The 14,947-nt window shown below is 66.3% G+C and carries 13 protein-coding genes; 8 read left to right on the top strand and 5 right to left on the bottom strand.

From position 1 onward, the window contains the following. The first annotated feature begins 881 nt into the window (after positions 1 to 881). Together BLU17_RS12670 and BLU17_RS12665 are read left to right on the top strand one after the other, a co-directional pair. A complete protein-coding gene (locus BLU17_RS12670) occupies positions 882 to 2,561 on the top strand; it encodes a GGDEF domain-containing protein (RefSeq protein ID WP_091997066.1) in 1,680 nt (559 codons plus the stop codon). Positions 2,562 to 2,714: 153 nt separating this feature from the next. Continuing rightward, on the top strand, positions 2,715 to 2,981 hold the full coding sequence (locus BLU17_RS12665; RefSeq protein WP_091997065.1) for a double-stranded DNA-specific endonuclease: 267 nt from the start codon (positions 2,715 to 2,717) through the stop codon (positions 2,979 to 2,981). Between the two features lie 129 nt (positions 2,982 to 3,110). Here BLU17_RS12665 and BLU17_RS12660 read toward each other — a convergent pair whose 3' ends face one another. Next, on the bottom strand, positions 3,111 to 4,427 hold the full coding sequence (locus BLU17_RS12660; RefSeq protein ID WP_091997064.1) for an ATP-binding protein: 1,317 nt from the start codon (positions 4,425 to 4,427) through the stop codon (positions 3,111 to 3,113). Then, positions 4,411 to 5,142, bottom strand: a complete 732-nt coding sequence (locus BLU17_RS12655) for a response regulator (RefSeq protein WP_091997063.1) — start codon at positions 5,140 to 5,142, stop codon at positions 4,411 to 4,413. Before BLU17_RS12655 ends, BLU17_RS12660 begins: the two co-directional genes overlap by 17 nt. A gap of 232 nt (positions 5,143 to 5,374) precedes the next feature. Here BLU17_RS12655 and BLU17_RS12650 point away from each other — a divergent pair, with 232 nt between their 5' ends. Then, a complete protein-coding gene (locus BLU17_RS12650) occupies positions 5,375 to 5,953 on the top strand; it encodes a Spy/CpxP family protein refolding chaperone (protein ID WP_091997062.1) in 579 nt (192 codons plus the stop codon). 130 nt (positions 5,954 to 6,083) lie between these two features. Here the strand turns inward: BLU17_RS12650 and BLU17_RS12645 are convergent, their stop codons facing one another. Then, positions 6,084 to 6,782: a pirin family protein gene (locus BLU17_RS12645; protein WP_091997061.1), complete on the bottom strand. Its 699-nt coding sequence runs from the start codon at positions 6,780 to 6,782 to the stop codon at positions 6,084 to 6,086. Between the two features lie 365 nt (positions 6,783 to 7,147). Between BLU17_RS12645 and BLU17_RS12640 the strand changes: the two genes are divergently transcribed. The 5 genes from BLU17_RS12640 (at position 7,148) to BLU17_RS12620 (ending at position 12,170) form a co-directional block, all read left to right on the top strand. After that, positions 7,148 to 7,924, top strand: coding sequence for an ABC transporter substrate-binding protein (locus BLU17_RS12640; RefSeq protein WP_091997087.1), 777 nt, complete (start codon positions 7,148 to 7,150; stop codon positions 7,922 to 7,924). A gap of 260 nt (positions 7,925 to 8,184) precedes the next feature. Then, positions 8,185 to 8,874 carry an ABC transporter permease gene (locus tag BLU17_RS12635; protein ID WP_091997086.1) on the top strand — a complete coding sequence of 230 codons (690 nt, stop codon included), beginning with the start codon at positions 8,185 to 8,187 and terminating at the stop codon, positions 8,872 to 8,874. A gap of 21 nt (positions 8,875 to 8,895) precedes the next feature. Continuing rightward, on the top strand, positions 8,896 to 9,618 hold the full coding sequence (locus BLU17_RS12630; protein WP_091997060.1) for an ABC transporter permease: 723 nt from the start codon (positions 8,896 to 8,898) through the stop codon (positions 9,616 to 9,618). A 19-nt stretch (positions 9,619 to 9,637) separates the two neighbouring features. Further along, complete coding sequence (locus tag BLU17_RS12625; RefSeq protein ID WP_091997059.1) at positions 9,638 to 10,420, top strand: ABC transporter ATP-binding protein; 783 nt, start codon at positions 9,638 to 9,640, stop codon at positions 10,418 to 10,420. Positions 10,421 to 10,997: 577 nt separating this feature from the next. Further along, positions 10,998 to 12,170: a porin gene (locus tag BLU17_RS12620; protein ID WP_091997058.1), complete on the top strand. Its 1,173-nt coding sequence runs from the start codon at positions 10,998 to 11,000 to the stop codon at positions 12,168 to 12,170. Between the two features lie 197 nt (positions 12,171 to 12,367). On the opposite strand, the gene BLU17_RS12615 is transcribed toward BLU17_RS12620, so the two are convergent. Next, entirely contained in the window at positions 12,368 to 12,706 is a 339-nt protein-coding gene (locus BLU17_RS12615; protein ID WP_091997057.1) for a P-II family nitrogen regulator, read from the bottom strand. A 75-nt stretch (positions 12,707 to 12,781) separates the two neighbouring features. Next, complete coding sequence (locus BLU17_RS12610; protein WP_091997085.1) at positions 12,782 to 14,887, bottom strand: NAD(+) synthase; 2,106 nt, start codon at positions 14,885 to 14,887, stop codon at positions 12,782 to 12,784. Between the last annotated feature and the right edge of the window lie 60 nt (positions 14,888 to 14,947).

Raw genomic sequence — 14,947 nt, 5'->3', positions numbered from 1 at the left:
TGATGAGCGGGAACGCCACGAAGTCCCAGCGATTGGGCAACACGCGCCACGCCGAGGCGTTGGCCGTGCGGTTCAGGTTGAAGCTGAACTCCATTCAGACGCCCTCCGCGCCGGGATTCGGAAAAGCAGACGAAACAGCGGACGGGCAGGCCGACAGCCTCGCGCCCATGCTGCCGGACGAATGTTGCGCAAGATGCGGGAAATACGGATCGGAGCAGGCAAGACGCATGGACTCGGAATTTCGTTGGCGTTGATGACACGACGGCGATGCCGTCGCTTTCACATATCGCATGCACGCGCCCGGACCGCCTCGCGACGACCGGGCCAGCGGCTGGCGATGCTGGCTTGCCTCGGTTGAAACGGCACGACACTACTACAACCTTCATGACACGCACAACCGCGCGCCGCCCGGCCCGCAAACGAGGCCACATGGGCTTTCGGAGCGCTTTCGCGCGCCTTCCGGGCGCCTTCTGGCACGCCGCGCGGGCGGCATCTGCACGACATATTGATGACGCATCGATGACGCACTGATGACAAACGAAGGCGCGCGCGCCTCATTGCGCCCGCCCGCTGCGCCCGCCAGCGCCAGCAGGCGTCGCTTGCGCGCCACAGCGTTGGCGGGCGCGCGAAGCTTGCGCCGGGCACGCGGACGCCCTCTTCCGGGCGCGCATCGCCGTGCCGGCGGCACGCCGCTTGCACGCCGGCGGTCCGCGCACGCGCCACCGCCCTCGCGCGCCGCCTCGCAACGCCGCGCTGCCGCTTCGAGAGCGGGTTCGCCGGCCCATGGAGAGGTAAAATCGTGGCGCGCTGACAGCGGCGCACCGTCGCCCGGGAGCGTCGGCCACCTACGCCCCAATGCCCACTTACGAACCAGAAGGCCGATGAACAGGAGACTTTTGCGCCAGACAGCCGGACCCATCGGGGTCGTGGTGGTCGCGCTCGTCTGCTGGGCGGCGGCGGGCTGGGTCGCGGACCGCATGGTCCGCCAGGAGTTCCTCGCCGCGCTCACCACGCAACGGCAGATGACGCGTTCGGTCGTGGACAACATGGCAGAGGTAATCGCGAGCGACCTCGCCATGTCGCGCGCCATTCCGGCGACGATGGCCGAAACCCGCGTCGTCCAGCAGGCGCTCACCGAGGCCGCGCATTATGCCGCGTCGCGCGATTCGACGGAACTGGCGCGGCGCAAGGAACTCCAGGCCGTGCCGCAACTGGCCGGCGTCGACGGCTTCCTTCACGACGCGCAGGGCTTCTCCGGGCTCGACGCCATCTGGCTCGTGAACGCCAATGGAATCTGCGTCGCATCGAGCAATGCGCGCGAAAAGATCTCGTACGTCGGCGTGGATATGAGTCCCCGCACCTATCTGAACGACACGTTGCTCGGCGCGTTCTCCGAAGCCTACGGCGTGGGCACGGCGAGCGGGGAGCCCGGCATCTTCGTCGCCGCGCCCGTCTACGACGAGGGCCTGCTGGTCGGCGCCGTCGTCGCGAAGGTCGGCATCGCACGGCTGCGCCACTGGGTCACGCATCCTGGCACGTTCGTGGCGGACAGCAACGGCGTCATCATCATGGCCCACGACAGCGCGCTCGAAGGCCATGCCCTGCCCGGCTCGCACATCGCCGAAATGAACGCCGTGGACCGCGTGAACACATATTTGCGCGAGCGCTTTTCGACGCTCGGGCTACAGTCGGCCGCGCAGGCCGCGGCGAGCGAGGCGCCGTGGGTTCCCAACGCCGAGGCCGCGCGGATGGTCGAGTTGCCGGGCCGGCGCGCGCCCGCGCTCTACGAGCAGCGCGCCGGCCTGAACTCGGGGCTTTCGGCGCATCTCGTGGATCCCGTCAACGCCTGGCCCGAGCTGATCGCGAACCATCGGCGCGACCGGCTCCTCATCTTCCTGACGCTCGCGGGCACGGCGGCGCTCGGGGCGGTGATCTCGGTGTCGTGGGTGCGCGAGCGGCGGCTGCATCGCGCGACGCGCGATCTCGCGGAGCAGTTGCAGGCCGCCAACGCGCTGCTCGCCGCGGAGGCGCGTCACGACGCCCTGACCGGCGCGCTCTCGCGGCGCTATTTCCTCGACCTGCTGCGGCGCGAAATCGACGCGGCCTACACGGCGGGCAAGCCGCTGTGCATGGCGATCGCCGACCTCGACTACTTCAAGCAGATCAACGACCGCTTCGGCCACCCGGCGGGCGACCGCGCGCTCCAGCATTTCGTGGAGACCTGCCGCGCCGAGCTGCGCGCCGACGACGCGGTCGGCCGGCTCGGCGGCGAGGAGTTCGGCATTCTGCTGCCCGCGACCTCGCTGGGCACAGGGCTCGCCGTGCTCGACCGGCTGCGCCAGCAGGTCAGCAAGCGCATCTGCGAGGAACTGCCCGAGGAAGCGGCCATGAGCGTGAGCATCGGCGTCACCGAGCTTGCCGCTTCCGCAGATCAGCCCGAGCGCCTCATGAGCCGCGCCGACCTCGCGCTCTACATGGCGAAAGCGGCCGGGCGCGACCGCTGCGAAGCCATGACGGCCGAGGGCGTCGTACCGCCGCGCGCCGCGGCGCCGACCTGGTAGGTTCGCTCCGATAAGGCTGCAACCCGGGTGCGGGGCTAGCCCGGCCGTCGGGCGAGAGGCGGTATGATGGGACGAACGGTGCGCGGCGGCCCATGCTGTGCGCATGAACCAACCCGTGCCATATCGGTGTTCCGCACAATTCTGGAGGCATGCATGAAGGGAAATCTGGTCATTGTCTGCCGCGATCAGGATGCGCTCGCGTTCGACCAGTTGATGGTCGAGTACGGCGCATTCCAGACGCGCCTGTCATCGACCGCGTGGTACCTGAAACTCGACACCACGCCCGAGCTGATTCAGGAAGAAATCCTCGCCCGTCTTGGCAAGTACACCACGCACTACATCTTCGAGGCCGGCAGCGTGACCTACAACACCGTGGACAGCGAGGCCGCCGCCGCGCTCGACACGCTTTTCACGGCCTGAACACGCCTGAAGCGCCGCCCCTTGCCTTGTCCGGCGTCGCTGCGGCGGCGCCTTCGGCCGGAACCGGCCACGCTTGCGCGGCCCGCTCCACCCGAGCGGCGAGGGCGCAGCGAAAAACCCGAACGCAACTCACCATGCCTGCGTGGCTTCCGACACGGTGCGTTCCACCACGTCGAACGCAAACGTCATGTGCACGGCCAGCCCGCCGCTCTCGCCGTTGCCGATGGCAAGCTCGCCGCCCGCCCGGCGCACGAGCCGTTCGACGATCGCGAGTCCGAGGCCGCTGTGGCCATTGCCGCCGCGCGCGGGGTCGAGCCGCACGAACGGCCGGCTCGCCTGCGTGAGGTCCTGGTCGGGAATGCCCTTGCCGTGGTCGCGCACCGTGAGCGAAAAGCCGTCTGCTCCGCGCTTGCTCTCGATCACGACGGGCGGCGCGCCATACGCGTGGGCATTGTCGAGCAGGTTCGAAACCACGCGTTCGAGCGTCGCGGCCGGCAAGCGGAAGTCCGGCCCCGCGCGCAGACGCGTTTCGATCCCCATCGTCTCGCCGCTCACCGTGCGGTAGTTGCGCGCCATGCGCTCGCACTGATCGCCGACCTCGACGGGCTCGCTGCGGTCAGCGCCGTCGTGCGCGAACACGAGGAACTGGTCGACGATGTGCGCCATCGATTCCACGTCGCGCACCACGCCATCGCGCACTTTCTGCTCGTCCATCATCTCGGCGCGCAGACGCAGCCGCGCAAGCGGCGTCTTGAGGTCGTGCGCGACGCCGGCCAGCATGACGGCGCGGTCTTTCTCGGTGCGCTCGACTTCCTTCACCATCTGGTTGAAGCCGCGCGTGAGCTGGCGCAGCTCGCGCGGCCCGCGCTCGGGCACCGGCGGCACCGGCTGGCCCCGGCCAAAGCGGCCCACGGCCTGGGCGAGCGCGCGCAACGGCTGCTGGAGCATCCACGCGGCCACGAGCGCCGCGAACACCGCCGCCGCAAAAATGATGACGAACCACGGCACGAGCTTGTCGAGCGGACGCATGATGCGCAGCGGCTGCCCCGGCACCACGATCCAGCGCGCGTCCTGCGGCCCGCGCACCCACAGCGTGGGCGGCAGGCCGGGCGGCCCGGCGCGCACGTCGGTGCCGGGCGGCATGCGGTCGCGCACGTCGTCGATGAAACGGCGCAGCGGCTCGGGCATGTTGTCGCTCAAGACGGGCACGTCGGGGCTGGCCGGGTCGACGAGCTTCACGCGCGAAGGCAGCGGCGTGCCGGGCTCGCGCGCGACGTGCTGGCGCACCGCGTCGACGAGAAAGGTGGCTTCCTCGACGGCGTAACGCGTTTGCATCTGGTTGCGCTCGAGGCGCATGAGAGCGAACCAGGCAACGTGCGAGATCAGCAGAACGCCGATGAAGAGCAGCGCAAGCCGCCCGAACAGCGAATCAACCGGCCGGCGCATGGTTGCCCTGCTCTCCGTCGGGCACGAACACGTAGCCGCGCCCGCGCACGGTCTGGATGAAACGCGGCGTGGACGGGTCCGTTTCGAGGATGCGCCGCAGACGCCACACCTGCACGTCGATGCCGCGGTCGGTGCCGTCGTATTCGGGCCCGTGCAGCAGTTCCAGCAGCCGCTCGCGCGTGAGCGTGCGCATGGGGTGATTGACGAAAATCTTCAGGAGCGCGAATTCGCTGCCGGAAAGCATGATGGGCTTGCCTTCCTGATGCAGCGTGCGCGACTGGAAGTCGAGCATGAAGCGGCCGAACGAGTACGGTTCGCGCTGCTCGGGCGCGGCCGCCGAGGGCACCGTGCGGCGCCGGCGCAGCACCGCCTGCACGCGCGCAAGCAGCTCGCGCGGGTTGAACGGCTTGCCGAGATAGTCGTCGGCGCCCAGTTCGAGGCCGACGATGCGATCCACGTCGTCCGCGCGCGCCGTGAGCATGATGACGGGAATGTCGTCGCCGGCCGCGCGCAGCTTGCGCAATGCGGTCAGGCCGTCGACGCCCGGCATCATGAGGTCGAGCACGATCAGGTCCGGGCGCTCGCGCTCGAGCCGCCGCTCCAGCGAGCTGGCGTCGTGCAGCACCGAGACTTCCATGCCCTGGCGCGCCAGATAGTCGCGCAGGAGGTCGCGTAGTTCGAGGTCGTCGTCGACGACAAGGATTTGAGTAGCCATGGAGCGAAGTGTAGCGCGCGCGCAGGAACCGTTTGCTTACAGCTCTTCCAGCCGGGTTACGAGGTGTTACCGCGAAAGGCGCGTGTAATGTCGCGTAACGACGTCGGGCACGCCGGTAACACGCCGTGCTCGCCGGGTCGATACGCTAGGGACACCGGTTGCGAGCGCCACCATCTTCGTAGCGCCGCGCCAGACCGGATAAAACCCTCATGGATTTGTCAGGAGCATCACCATGTACAAGACGACTTCGCGCCTTCTCGCCATCGCCGCTGCCTCGCTCGCGCTCACCGTCGGCGCCGCCGCGGCGAACGCCCAAACTCCGCCGCCGGGGGGGCCCGGCATGATGCATGGCGGCCCCGGCATGATGCACGGCGGTCCCGGCATGCACGGCGACTTCATGCTCGGCTTCAAGAAGCTGCACGACAAGCTGAACCTGAACGCCGCGCAGGAAAAGCAGTGGCAGGCCGCACTCGACACGATGAAGCAGAACGGCGCGGCCATGCGCAAGAACCATGAGCAGCTCAAGCAGCAGTTCGATGCGATGAAGAACCAGCCGATCCTCGACCTGAATGCGATGCACGCCGCGCATCAGCAGATCGACCAGCAGAACCAGCAGTTGCGCGAGCAGACGGCCCAGGCGTGGCTCGCCTTCTACAACGGCCTGAACGACCAGCAGAAGACGACCGTGAGCGCGACGCTCAAGGATCGCTTCGCGAAGATGGAACAGCGCCACGAAAAGATGCGCGAGCGCTGGGAGCAGCACCGCGGGCAGCACCAGGGCGGCGCTTCGGCTCCGGCCGCACAGCAGTAAGCCACCCCACAGGCGCGCCGCCTTCGTGCGGCGCGGCCATGCGGCAAAGCGCTGCGGGTTTGGTTCCCGCGGCGCTTTTTTTCATGCCGGCGGCCTGCGGCCGATGGTCGATGCTCCCGGCTCCGGGCGCTTACGCGAGATCGAACAACAGGACTTCGGCCGCTGCGCCGTTCGCGAGCACGACGGCCGGCTCCGCTTCGATCATCGCGGCGTCGCCGGCTCCGGGACGCTGACCGTTCACATCCACTGCGCCGCGCGCAACGTGCAGATAAACGCGCCGGCCCGCCGACACGGCGTACTCGATGCGCTCCCCGCCATCCACGAGACCCGCGTAGATCGACGCGTCCGACTGCACGGTCACCGAACCGTCGCGCCCCTCCGGCGAGGCTACGAGGCGCAGGCGCCCGCGCTTGTCCGCGTCGGAGAAGCGCGTTTCCTCGTACCCCGGCGCGCCGCCGCGTTCGCGCGGCAGCAGCCAGATCTGCAGCAGATGCAACCCGTCGTCCTTCGAGCCGTTGAGCTCGCTGTGCATCACGCCCGTGCCCGCGCTCATGCGCTGCACGTCGCCCTGGCGGATCGTCGAGCCGTTGCCCATGCTGTCGCGGTGCGAGAGCGCGCCGGAGAGCACGTAGGTCACGATCTCCATGTCGCGGTGACCGTGCGCGCCAAAGCCGCGCCCGCCCGCAATGCGGTCGTCGTTGAGCACGCGCAGCGCGCCGTAGCGGATGTGCGCCTCGTCGAAATAATCGGCAAACGAAAAGCTGTGGTGCGTGTCCAGCCAGCCGTGGTTGGCGTGGCCGCGTTCGTCGGCGCGTCGAAGGGTCAGCATGATGTTCTCCGGTCAATCATGTCGATGTCCGAAGGTAAGAGCGGCGCCGCCTTGCACAATCGGCGCCGGCGCACCGCATCGTTTCGCCAGCAACATCAATGGGCTGCATGATGCGCGCCGCCCGGCGTCAGGGTAGCGCGCCCTCCCGCTTCGGGTAAAATACCGCGCTTTTCGGCCAGCGCGAGCCGGGAGGCGGGCAACTCCGGCGGGCGCCTCGCCCCGTCACCGCGCGCTGCCGTGGGCCGGAGCACATCGCGCTCTCCGGCCCGCATTTTTGATCACCTAGAATGTCGGCGAACGGCCACGAGCCGGGCCGCCCCGCGCCGGCCGCGCGTCACCCTTGCGCCGCCCGTATCAGGAGAATGATGAAGAAGTTCGCAGTGTGTGTGGCGCTCGCCCTGATCGCGGGCAGCGCCGCCGCCAAGGATTGGAAGACCGTGCGCATCGGCGTGGACGCCAGCTACGCACCGTTCGAATCGAAGGCGCCCGACGGCCAGATCGTCGGCTTCGACGTCGACCTCACGAAAGCGCTGTGCGCGCGCATGAACGTGAAGTGCGTCTGGGTCGAGAACGATCTCGACGGCATCATCCCCGCGCTCAAGGCCCGCAAGTTCGACGCGATCGTGTCGTCGCTGACCATCACGCCGCAGCGCGCCCGGCAGATCGACTACTCCGCGAAGATGTTCGATGCGCCCGCACGCATGCTCGCGCGCAAGGGCTCGCCGCTGCTGCCGACGGCGGCCTCGCTCAAAGGCAAGAACGTGGGCGTCGAGCAGGGCTCGACCCAGGAGGCGTATGCGAAGGTGCACTGGGCGCCGCAGGGCGTGAACGTGATCTCGTACCAGAATCAGGATCAGGTCTATCAGGATCTGATCGCCGGGCGCCTCGACGCCACGCTGCAAGACGAGGTCCAGGCGGATTTCGGCTTTCTGAAGACCTCGCGCGGCAAAGGCTTCGCGTGGGCGGGGCCGGAAGTGGAAGACCCGGCGACGATTGGCGACGGCACCGCGATCGGCCTGCGCAAGGACGACGCCGACCTGAAGGCGAAGTTCGACACGGCGCTGGCCGCGATTCACGCCGACGGCACGTTCGACCGGATCGCGAAGCAGTATTTCGACTTCGATATCTACAAAGGCAAGTGAACGGGAACGCACACGAAGGTAAATAAACAACGAGACACCACCGCTCGCGCCACGCGCCACGACGCATGAAAGCCCCGGGGGCTCCCCGATAGACCGCCACCGGGCTTCGTATACAGTCACAGGCGCGCTCACGAGCGCAGTCGCATCGGCCGCGCGCGAACTACGCAAATATCCGCGCGCCCATGAACGGATTTGAACCGCGGCATGAAAGCGCCGCGCCTTTCGCGGTGCGCGAGAAGCGCCCCGTCAAGGACTCGCCCATGTTTCTTCAAGGCTACGGCCCGCTGATCCTCGCCGGCACCTGGCAGACCGTCAAGCTCGCCGTGCTGTCGCTCGTGCTCTCGTTCGTGCTCGGGCTGATCGGCGCGGCGGCCAAGCTCTCCAAAAACCGCGTCGCCTACGGCGCGGGCACGCTTTACACCACGCTGATTCGCGGCGTGCCCGACCTCGTGCTGATGCTGCTGCTCTTCTACAGCATCCAGATCTGGCTGAACGATCTCACCGACATGCTGGGCTGGGATCAGATCGACATCGACCCGTTCCTCGCGGGCGTCGTCGTGCTCGGCTTCATCTACGGCGCGTACTTCACGGAGACCTTCCGCGGTGCGTTCCTCGCGGTGCCGCGCGGCCAGCTCGAAGCGGGCCACGCCTACGGCATGACGAACTGGCAGGTCTTCACGCGCGTCATGTTCCCGCAGATGATGCGCTTCGCGCTGCCGGGCATCGGCAACAACTGGCAGGTGCTCGTGAAGTCCACGGCGCTCGTCTCGATCATCGGCCTCGCCGATGTCGTGAAGGCGAGCCAGGACGCCGGCAAGGGCACGCTGCGTTTCTTCTTCTTCACACTGCTCGCCGGCGCGATTTATCTCGTCATCACCACGGTCTCGAACTTCGTGCTGATGTATCTCGACAAGCGCTACTCCACCGGCGTGCGCAAAGCGGATCTCTGAAAAACGCGCGAGGCCAAGACCATGCAAGACTTCGTCCAACTGATCCAGCAGTACTGGCGCAACTACCTCTACTCCGACGGCTACCACTTCAGCGGCGTGGCCATCACGCTCTGGCTGCTCGTCATCTCGATCGGGCTCGGCTTCTGCCTGTCGGTGCCGCTCGCCGTGGCGCGCGTCTCGAAGAGGAAGTGGCTTGCCGCGCTCGTGTGGCTCTATACGTATATCTTCCGCGGCACGCCGCTCTACGTGCAGTTGCTGCTCTGCTATACGGGCCTCTACAGCCTCGAGATCGTGCGCAATCACGAGCTCACGAGCGCGTTCTTCCGCAGCGGCATGAACTGCACGCTGCTCGCGTTCACGCTCAACACCTGCGCGTACACCACCGAGATTTTCGCGGGCGCGATCAAGGCGACGCCCTACGGCGAGATCGAAGCCGCGCGCGCGTACGGCATGTCGCAATTCACGCTGTATCGCCGGGTAATCCTGCCTTCGGCGCTGCGCCGCGCACTGCCCTACTACAGCAACGAAGTCATCCTGATGCTGCACGCGACGACCGTGGCGTTCACGGCCACCGTGCCCGACATCCTGAAGATCGCGCGCGACGTGAACTCGGCGACCTACCAGTCGTTCGGCGCGTTCGGCATCGCCGCGCTCCTGTACCTGATCATTTCTTTCACGCTCGTGTGGCTGTTCCGCCGCGCCGAGCGCCGCTGGCTCGCATACCTGCGACCGCAAGGCAAGTGAGCCCGCTAGAGGTCAATAGATGAATCCCCAGAAGCAGAAGCTGTTCGTCGACTCCATCCACAAGAAGTACGGCGACAACGAAGTCCTGAAGGGCGTGTCCCTGAAGGCCAATGCCGGCGACGTAATCAGCGTGATCGGTTCGTCGGGCTCGGGCAAGAGCACGATGCTGCGATGCATCAACTTCCTCGAGCAGCCCAACGCCGGCCGCATCGTGGTGGACGGCGAAGAAGTCGCGACGCGCGCCGACAAGCGCACCGGTGCGCTGCACGCCGCCGACGCGAAGCAGCTCCAGCGCGTGCGCACCAAGCTCGCCATGGTGTTCCAGCACTTCAACCTGTGGTCGCACATGTCGGTGCTCGAGAACGTGATCGAGGCGCCCGTGCATGTGCTCGGCCTGCCGCGCAAGGAAGCCGAGGAGCGTGCGCGCACCTATCTGGAGAAAGTGGGCCTCGCGCCGCGCGTGGAAAAGCAGTACCCGTCGCATCTCTCGGGCGGCCAGCAGCAGCGCGTGGCGATCGCGCGCGCGCTTGCCATGCACCCCGACGTGATGCTGTTCGACGAGCCGACGTCGGCGCTCGACCCCGAACTCGTGGGCGAAGTGCTGAAGGTCATGCAAAAGCTCGCCGAGGAAGGCCGCACGATGATCGTGGTCACGCACGAAATGGGTTTCGCGCGCAACGTTTCGAACCACGTGATGTTCCTCCACCAGGGGCTCGTGGAAGAGGAAGGCCAGCCGGCCGAAGTCTTTACCAGTCCGAAAAGCGAGCGCCTGCGCCAGTTCCTTTCAGGCAGCCTCAAGTAAGACGACCCAGCGGGTCGCCGCCCTTCGGCGATGTAGTAAAAGTAGTTTTACAAGGCGCTTTCAGCGCCTTTTCTTTTTTCCTCTTTCGCCGGCCAATAACCCGCCGTTCAGGCCGAAAAAACAGCGATTTTTGCATTACTCCTCGCGAATTCGCCCGTCAATAGTGGCAATCCTGAACCGGGCTGTTCCATAAACGTGAGTCCCTTGCTCCGTAAGGCTTCCTGCCCATTTGTCGTACCTCTCTGACCACCATCCAGGAAGCCCATATTGCAATTTGACGACACCCTGGGGTGCGAGCACGAATTAGTTCGCCAGAGCGGACCTTTTTTGCTAAATTGGTAACGAAAGTAGCAAAACAAACTTCATTAAAAGTAGTTTCACTTCAAAAAGAACGGGAGATGCCAGTCAACCAGGGGATCTGCAAGACGACCCACCGGGTCGTGCAGCGGCACCAGCCCGTACGCCGATCCCCGGGGTAATTCTCCCTCGCGCGACGATTTCTGTTCGCAGCGCCGCAAGCGCACGGACGTCTTTCGCAGTACTTAGGTTGACTCTTTGACAGGGTATGGAGGAGAAAATGAAGAAAGCTTTGCTCGCCGCAGCATTGATGTCGGCTGGCGTGATCGCGCATGCGCAAAGCAGCGTGACGCTCTACGGCCGCCTCGACGCAGGTGTGGCGTATATGAACGGCATCGGCGCTGGCACCGGCGCACAAGGCCAGGCGACCCATGGCTCGAGCCAGGTTCAGCTCGAAAGCGGCTACTGGGGCACGAGCCTGTGGGGCATGAAGGGCGTCGAGGACATCGGTGGCGGCAACAAGGTTCTGTTCCACCTGGAAGGCAGCTTCAGCACCGCGACCGGCTCGCTCGGCTCGGCCGGCTCGATCTGGAATCGCTGGGCGACCATCGGCATGGCCAACGACCAGTTCGGTACCCTGCTGCTGGGCCGCATGCTGTTCATCTCGAACGGCATTTGGGACTTCGACCCGTTCGGTCAGTCGAACTGGTCGTCGGCTTCGATGGTGCGCGGCCGCAACTGGCCGCAATCGAGCAACAACATTTCGTATCAGTCGCCGAACTGGTACGGCTTTGACGTGTACGGCCAGTACGCGTTCTCGAACGCGACGAGCTGGAACGGCAACGGCTCGACGACGCAAGGTCGCGAAGCCGGTCTGCAGCTCACCTACACGAGCTCGCTGTTCCAGATCCGCGGTCTGTACGACGAAATCCGCAATCCGGACAACGGCACGCTCGGCGGCGCCTACAACACGCTCAACGGCGGCAACCTCGCCCCGGGCGCGACCCAGGCAAACGGCAATGGCATTTTCGCGTACTCGCGCGACTACATGGCCATGTTCAACCTGTTCCTCGGCGCATTCAAGATTCAGGGCGGCTACGAAGCCATTCGCTCGGCAGGCATGAGCGGCCAGGCGATTGGCCAGCCGACCACGCTCGACCACGAATGGGGCGGCGTGACGTGGCAAATGACGCCGGCTGCAGCGCTCATCGCGGCGGTCTACCACGTGAATGCGAACAACGGCGGCGGCAACGCCACGCTGTACACGGTCGGCGGTTCGTACAACCTGTCCAAGCGCACGCTGCTCGACATCCAGGCTGCGACCGTGCAGAACAGCAAGTCGGCCAACTTCGGGCTGAACGCCAACAACTTCGGCGTGGCGGCAGCGACCGGCAACCCGGTTCCGGGCCACAGCCAGACCGGCGTGTACGCAGGCATCCAGCACTCGTTCTAATTCGAAGCGAGTGTAGACAGAACAGCTACATCGACGTTTTCACGCTGCTGCGAGAGGCGCGTATCGGTGCGATGTCCGAAAGGGTATCGCACCGTTTTTTATACCTGGGGCGGCCCGCGCAAGCGGGACCACCCGCTTTTCTATCGGTGCCGGCGCTTCACCGGCCGGCTATGCGGAACACCCGGCATCACCTGGCATCACACGGCCGCTTCGTTTTCCTCGCCAGTGCGAATGCGGATCACGCGCTCCACGTCGGTCACGAAAATCTTCCCGTCGCCGATCTTGCCCGTGCGCGCCGCGCCGATGATCGCGTCGATGACCTGGTCGGCCTGCTCGCTCGCGACCACCACCTCGATCTTCACCTTCGGCAGGAAATCGACCACGTATTCGGCGCCGCGGTAGAGCTCCGTGTGGCCCTTCTGGCGGCCGAAGCCCTTGACCTCGGTGACGGTCAGGCCCGTGAGCCCCACTTCGGCGAGCGCCTCGCGCACCTCGTCGAGCTTGAACGGTTTGATGACGGCAGTAATGCGTTTCATGGCGAACCTCGTCTCGTTATCGGATCTGTCGGAAATTTCGAAATATATCGGGATTCTACGCTGCGCGGCCCGTGCTCACGCCGAGGGCTTGCCCGCGGGCGCCGCGGCCCGCTCGTCCGGCACCTGCTCGAGATCGGCGAGCCACACCACCGACTCGGAATCGCTCGGCGCGCGCCAGTCGCCGCGCGGCGAGAGCGAGCCGCCTGAGCCGACCTTCGGCGCGTTCGGAATGCAGGTCCGCTTGAACTGGCTCTGGCGGAAAAAGCGATCGACGAAAATGCGCAGATTGCGCTTGATGGCCGCGAGATCGTACTGATTGCGCGCGACCTTCGCGTTCTCGGGCCACGCGCCCGCCTCGCGGTCGCCCCACGCATGGCACGCGAGGAACGCGACCTTCGACGGCGCGAAACCGAAGCGCAGCGTGTAATAGAGGTTGAAGTCCTGCAGTTCGTACGGGCCGATCGTGCTCTCGGTCTTCTGCTCGGGTACGCCGTCGGACTTGCCGGGGATCAGTTCGGGACTGATGTCGGTGGCGAGAATCGCTTCGAGCACGTCGCGTCCGCTCTCGCCGTTCTGGCCGATCTGGCCCGTTTCCGCCACCCAGCGCACGAGGTGCGTGATGAGCGTTTTCGGCACGCTCGCGTTCACGTTGTAGTGCGACATGTGATCGCCCACGCCGTACGTGCACCAGCCGAGCGCGAGTTCCGAGAGGTCGCCCGTGCCGATCACGATCGCATGGTTGAAGTTGGCGAGGCGAAACAGATGATTCGTGCGCTCGCCGGCCTGCACGTTCTCGAAGGTGATGTCGTAGGCTTCCTTGCCTTCCGAATACGGATGGCCGAGGTCTTCGAGCATCTGCATGCAGCTCTGGCGAATATCGATCTCGCGCGCCGAACAGCCGACGAGCGACATCAGCTCGCGCGCCTGACGCAGCGTGCGCTCGCTCGTCGCGAAGCCGGGCATGGTGTACGCGAGAATGTTCGCGCGCGGCAGCTTCAGACGGTCCATCGCCTTCGCGCAGACGAGCAGCGCATGGGTGGAGTCGAGCCCGCCCGACACGCCGATCACCACCTTCTTGATGCCCGCCTGCGAGAGCCGCTGCACGAGCGCCTGCACCTGGATGTTGTAGACCTCGTTGCAGCGTTCGTCGCGGCGCTTCGGATCGGCCGGCACGTAAGGGAAGCGCTCCACGCGGCGCGACAGCGCGAGCGTTTCGCGCTTCCACGCGGCCCCGTCGGCCGCCAGCTCGCACGCGATCACGCGAAACTTCGCGACTTCGTCGGCGTGGCGGCGGATCGAGTCGCCGAACGTGGTCTGGCGAATGCGCTCCTGCTGCAGCCGGGCAAGATCGACGTCGGCGAAGATGAGGTGCGAGTCGTCGGAGAAGCGCTCCGATTGCGCGAGCAGCTCGCCGTTTTCGCACACGAGCGACTGGCCGTCCCAGGCCATGTCGGTGGTCGATTCGCCCTTGCCCGCCGAGCTGTACAGATAGGCTGCAAGACAGCGCGCCGACTGCTGCGACACGAGCTGGTGACGGTAGCCCGCCTTGCCCACCACGACGTTCGACGCGGAAAGATTCACGAGCACCGAAGCGCCCGCGAGCGCCGCGAACGACGACGGCGGAATCGGCACCCAGACGTCCTCGCAGATCTCCACGTGAAAGCGAAAGCCCGAAATCTGCGGCACCTCGAACAGCAGCGACGCGCCGAACGGCACGTCCGCGCCCGCGAGGCGCACCGTCCCGGTGCTCGCGCAATCGGCGGGGCTGAACTGGCGCGGCTCGTAGAATTCGCCGTAGTTCGGCAGGAAGCTCTTCGGCACGACGCCCGCCACGCGCCCGCCCGATACGACGGCGGCGCAGTTGAACAGCGAATGGCCCGCGCGCACCGGCAACCCGACGATCATCGCGAGCGGCAGCGCCGCCGACGCTTCGACGATCTGCGCAAGCGCGCGCTCGCAGGCGTCGAGCAGGGCCTGCTGATGAAACAGGTCGTCGCAGGTATAGGCCGAGAGGCCAAGCTCGGGAAACGCGACGAGCGCCGCCCCCTTCTCGGCGGCCTCGCGTGCGAGCGCGAGCGTCCGCTGCGCGTTGAATTCGGGATCGGCCACATGGCAGCGGGGCACGCCCACGGCCACGCGCGCAAAACCATGCGTATAGAGATTGAAGAAGCGCTCTTTCATTTCGATAACCTCGAAGCGGGCGCGCCGCGCACGGACGGCGCGCGCCTTGACATTCGGGCC

The sequence above is a fragment of the Paraburkholderia lycopersici genome (genome assembly GCF_900096975.1).
Lineage (GTDB): Bacteria > Pseudomonadota > Gammaproteobacteria > Burkholderiales > Burkholderiaceae > Paraburkholderia > Paraburkholderia lycopersici.
Note: the sequence above shows the minus strand (reverse complement) of the source record. Positions and strands in the feature narration are given on the sequence as shown.